This is a genomic window from Okeania sp. SIO2F4 (assembly GCF_010672385.1).
Classification (GTDB): domain Bacteria; phylum Cyanobacteriota; class Cyanobacteriia; order Cyanobacteriales; family Microcoleaceae; genus Trichodesmium.
The window spans coordinates 1-4,588 of the sequence record NZ_JAAHGT010000800.1; the positions used below are offsets into that span (position 1 = coordinate 1).

Here is a 4,588-nt window from a genome sequence, read left to right on the forward strand (position 1 = left end):
GTGACTTGGGCGATAGGAGGCTAACTGATAACTGAAATGACACTTATGAATAAATCTTATGAACACTGGGAAAGTCAATTTCTTGACGATATGGTGATTAAGTTTGAGTTTTCTGGCAATAATGCAGTTGCTTTTAAACAGAGACTACTATTAGATAATTCTCTCAAGAATCAGTCGCAATTAAATAAGGAGTTACAGAAGAATGAAAAAAATGAAAAATGTGAATTTTCATCTAATACTTTGAGAGATTGCTGGCATAAAAAAATATATCCTGTGCTAAAGAAACATGGTTTTGATTATCAAGACAAGAAAAATCCCAATGGAAAATATGATAAAAGTTGGGAAGGTGTCATAAAATGGTTACGGGAGGAAATTTTTCCTGAATATATCGAAAATGTTGCACCCCGAACAACTATTGAACTTTGGCAAGAGTTATTGACTAAAGCTGAAAATAATTCCAATATTTCATTAGAAATAATACGGTAAAAATCAATAATTGTACTAGGAAAATTAGGAGGATTGCTATGAGTGAACTTTGGGAATAATTATGGGGAAAATCAACGGATAGTAGCAAGATTTCGATTGAAAAAACTTACCCATCAGAAAATAGTAGTAATATTTCGATTGAAAAAACTGCTTCTGAATCTGAAGTTGATGTATCTAATCTACCAGGGATAATTGGTGTTGCAGATCATTTAGGAATATCTACTAAAAAATGGAATCCCAGCCCACAACCTGATTGCCAATCATTTTCCATTGGTAGTGAGATTAAATATAGTTTTTATTTACAAAATGATGGCTATTTAATTGTGGCTGAAAAATGTGCTTCTGGGGAAATTTATTGTATTGCACCTTCTTTTTTAAGTCCGGCTTTTCCTGTACGTTGGGGAACATTGATTTTACCAAAAGATAAAGACGATCCTTTTGTTGTTCAACCACCTATTGGATATGAAGAAATTATCGCTGTTTTTAGTCAAGAAGAACCCCAGTTAGATTGGCTACCTAAACGTGAAGATGAACCGTTAGAATTACAAACAGAACATTTAGCAAGTTTGCTGAATCATGTGAATAAAAATAATTGTCAATTGATGCGATATAAATATTTAATTACAGCCTAAATTTCCGAGAAACCCTGTTTATCACTCAACTTAAGACAAAATGAAAACCGACCATATATTTTATCGAATTAAGGAGTTTGCTCAACTATTTTATGAGATAAATTATCTCGACAGATTATATGAAGTATCGAGCTAATTTAAGAGGGTTTAAATTACAGCAGCTTGAAAGAATTGTCCGATTTTCTGGAGAAAGATATTATGATACAGTCACAGGAAAGCAAATAGTTGTAGGTAAACATGATCGGGAGTTAGTTGTAACTCCTTATGAAAGTTCTGAAAATTCTATTACACCAATAACTGTTCATGCCACAACTCGTCAACAAATAAAATTTCGTTTAAACAATGGGAGATTTACAATTTATGAATAATGCCAAAATGACTTATTTTGAAAAAGAAGATATTCTGCATTTAACTATGACTAATGAACCAGAAGTAAGAAGCGTAGAAATTAGTCCTAATATTACGGCAGAATTGAATGAAACAGGGGAGTTAATTGGTATAGAAATTATTAATGCCAGTTCTTTTATTAGAGATTCCATCTTATAATCTGTGCAAGGTAGATTATTAACTGTTAAAAATTAGAACGATAAATAGAATATTGAGTGGATGAAAACCGACCATATATTTTATCGAATTTTTCAAGATTTACCGGAAACTTTCTTTCAGTTGTGGGGATAATTACCAGAAAACTCCAACGATTATCGTTTTGATTCAGTAGAATTAAAACAGACTTCTTTTAGAATAGACGGGGTATTTTTACCTCAAGATATTGATAAAAAATAAGGTTATACAGCGCTTTCCGTTGTTATGAGGTACAAAATTTTAGGTTTGAGGGAACAGGGAACAGAAAAGAAGAAAAACAACTGTACCTCATAGCTTTGGAAACTGCTGTAAGTCTCCGATTTTAAGGTTATGAAAAGAATAAACTTCAGTATTTCAGTTCTATGGCTTCAGTGAAAGTTACTAATAACTAATAACTGATAACTAATAGCTGATAACTGATAACTGATAACTGAAAAGGCGTGCTATGATTATCTTTAAAAGTCGTAGTTTTGAACCGACAGAAAGACAAAGAGAATCTGTGCAACCCTTTTTAGATTCTCCTTTGGTCAAGCGCATCTATTTGAATGAACTAGAAGTGAGTGAAACAACTCCTTTAGGTGTACAAATCGTTCAATTAGTTGTAGCGAGGAAGAAACAATTTTTGGAAAGAGTAACCGTTTTAATTAATCGAGTCAAACAGCAGTTTACCGAGGAGAATTATCGGTTACAACTTTTGAACCTATTGTCAGTTATTGTTCTAGAAAAATTACCAGAAATGAGTCGTCAGGAGTTAGAAGCTATGTTTGGTATTGATGATTTGAAAAAAACTCGTTTTGCTCAGGAATTAATGGCAGAATCAAAAGCTGAAGGAAAATTGGAAGGAAAAATAGAAGGAAAATTGGAAGGAAAGTTAGAAGGAAAATTGGAAGTTATTCCTAGTTTATTAAGAAAAGGCTTTTCTGTTGAGGAAATTGCTGAAATATTAGAGTTAGAAGTTGAGCAAGTGCGACAAGCTATTGCTAAATTTAATTAACTTAAACTGTAGGTTGGGTTGAGGCAACGAAACCCAACAAACTATTTCTCGTATTCCAGACTATTGTATTGGAAAAATTACCAGAAATGAGTCGTCAGGAGTTAGAAGCTATGTTTGGTATTGATGATTTGAAAAACACCCGTTTTGCTCAGGAATTAATGGCTGAATCCAAAGCTGAAGGTATAGTTTTGGGAGAAATTAAAGGAAAATTAAAGGTCATTCCTAGTTTATTAAGAAAAGGCTTTTCTGTTGAGGAAATTGCCGAAATTTTAGAATTAGAAATTGAGCAGGTGCGACAAGCTATTGCTAATTTGAATTAGCTTAGATTGTAGGTTGGGTTGAGGCAACGAAACCCAACACACTCCTGGTACAATATCAATTACCAAAAGCTTTCCTATACTCGGATTTTTTATTTGCCATCTACTCGGCACATTCCCGCGATCGCCACCGAAAAAAATGTTGGGTTTCCTGCGTCAACCCAACCTACAAATAAAACTAGAATCACAATATTATTACTGAAGCATCAGCAGATAAAAATAGGTAACAAAAATGAATTTATTTAATCAGATAGATGATTTTTTTTCACTTTTAGAACAACAAGATGAGGTGACAAAAGCGAATTTCTTTGAATGGTTAGGTAATGTTTTATCAAATGTAGGAGAACAAGATATTGCTTCTGCCTTAAACCTTCTAGGTTCCCTATACTATAAGGAAGGAAAATATAGTGAAGCTGAACTTCTTTTACAAGAGGCTTTAGCTATGAGAAAACGTTTATTTTCTAAAGACCATCCTGATGTGGCTACTAGCTTAAGTAACCTCGCTTCCCTATACGATTATCAAGGAAAATACAACTTCGCTGAACCTCTTTACCAAGAGGCTTTAGCCATGAGAAAACGTTTATTTAAAAGAGATAATCCTCATGTGGCTAATAGCTTAAATAACCTCGCTTCCCTATACGATTATCAAGGAAAATACAACTTCGCTGAACCTCTTTACCAAGAGGCTTTAGTTATGAGAAAGCGTTTATTTACTGAAGACCATTCTGATGTGGCGACTAGCTTAAATAACCTCGCTTCCCTATACAATTATCAAGGAAAATACAACTTAGCTGAACCTTTGTACCAAGAGGCTTTAGCTACTTATAAACGTTTATTTTCTGAAGACCATCCTGATGTGGCTACTAGCTTGAATAACCTTGCTTCCCTATACGATAGTCAAGGAAAATATAGTGAAGCCAAACCTCTTTATCAAGAGGCTTTAGCCATGAGAAAACGTTTATTTACTGAAGACCATTCTGATGTGGCTACTAGCTTAAATAACCTCGGTTCCCTATACTATAAACAAGGAAAATATATTGAAGCTGAACTTCTTTTACAAGAGGCTTTAGCTATGAAAAAACGTTTATTTACTGAAGACAATCCTGATGTGGCTAGTTGCTTAAGCAACCTAGCCTTGCTCTACCAAAGTCAAGGAAAATATAGTGAAGCTAAACCCCTGTACCAAGAGGCTTTAGCTATGAAAAAACGTTTATTTACTGAAGACCATTCTGATGTTGCTAATAGCTTAAATAACCTCGGTTCCCTATACTATAAACAAGGAAAATATAGTGAAGCTGAACCTCTTTATCAAGAGGCTTTAGCTATTTATAAACGTTTATTTACTGAAGACCATCCTGATATAGCTACTAGCTTAAGCAACCTCGGTTTCCTATACGATAATCAAGGAAAATATAGTGAAGCTAAACCTCTCCATCAAGAGGCTTTAGCCATGAGAAAACGTTTATTTACTGAAGACAATCCTGATGTGGCTAATAGCTTACATAACCTCGGTTCCCTATACTATAATCAAGGAAAATATAGTGAAGCTGAACCTCTTTTGCAAGAGGCTTTAGCCA

At 34.0% G+C, this 4,588-nt stretch carries 7 protein-coding genes and 1 pseudogene; all 8 read left to right on the top strand.

The window, feature by feature from the left end; genetic code table 11:
• Nucleotides 1-36 precede the first annotated feature (36 nt).
• Complete coding sequence (locus F6K22_RS32910; protein WP_293108019.1) at nucleotides 37-486, top strand: hypothetical protein; 450 nt, start codon at nucleotides 37-39, stop codon at nucleotides 484-486.
• A gap of 269 nt (nucleotides 487-755) precedes the next feature.
• Nucleotides 756-1,118 (top strand): DUF4384 domain-containing protein, encoded by a 363-nt coding sequence (locus tag F6K22_RS32915; protein ID WP_293108035.1) that lies wholly within the window; start codon nucleotides 756-758, stop codon nucleotides 1,116-1,118.
• A 119-nt stretch (nucleotides 1,119-1,237) separates the two neighbouring features.
• Nucleotides 1,238-1,486, top strand: coding sequence for a hypothetical protein (locus F6K22_RS32920; protein WP_293108022.1), 249 nt, complete (start codon nucleotides 1,238-1,240; stop codon nucleotides 1,484-1,486).
• A complete protein-coding gene (locus F6K22_RS32925) occupies nucleotides 1,479-1,664 on the top strand; it encodes a DUF2283 domain-containing protein (protein WP_293108025.1) in 186 nt (61 codons plus the stop codon). Before F6K22_RS32920 ends, F6K22_RS32925 begins: the two co-directional genes overlap by 8 nt.
• A 147-nt stretch (nucleotides 1,665-1,811) precedes the next feature.
• Nucleotides 1,812-1,901 (top strand): annotated as a pseudogene (locus F6K22_RS32930) (DUF2887 domain-containing protein); the annotation flags it as partial.
• 244 nt (nucleotides 1,902-2,145) lie between these two features.
• Complete coding sequence (locus F6K22_RS32935) at nucleotides 2,146-2,694, top strand: Rpn family recombination-promoting nuclease/putative transposase (RefSeq protein WP_293108028.1); 549 nt, start codon at nucleotides 2,146-2,148, stop codon at nucleotides 2,692-2,694.
• A 68-nt stretch (nucleotides 2,695-2,762) separates the two neighbouring features.
• Complete coding sequence (locus F6K22_RS32940; protein WP_293108031.1) at nucleotides 2,763-3,014, top strand: hypothetical protein; 252 nt, start codon at nucleotides 2,763-2,765, stop codon at nucleotides 3,012-3,014.
• 229 nt (nucleotides 3,015-3,243) lie between these two features.
• The coding region (locus F6K22_RS32945; RefSeq protein ID WP_293108033.1) for a tetratricopeptide repeat protein at nucleotides 3,244-4,588 on the top strand (1,345 nt) is incomplete at its 3' end.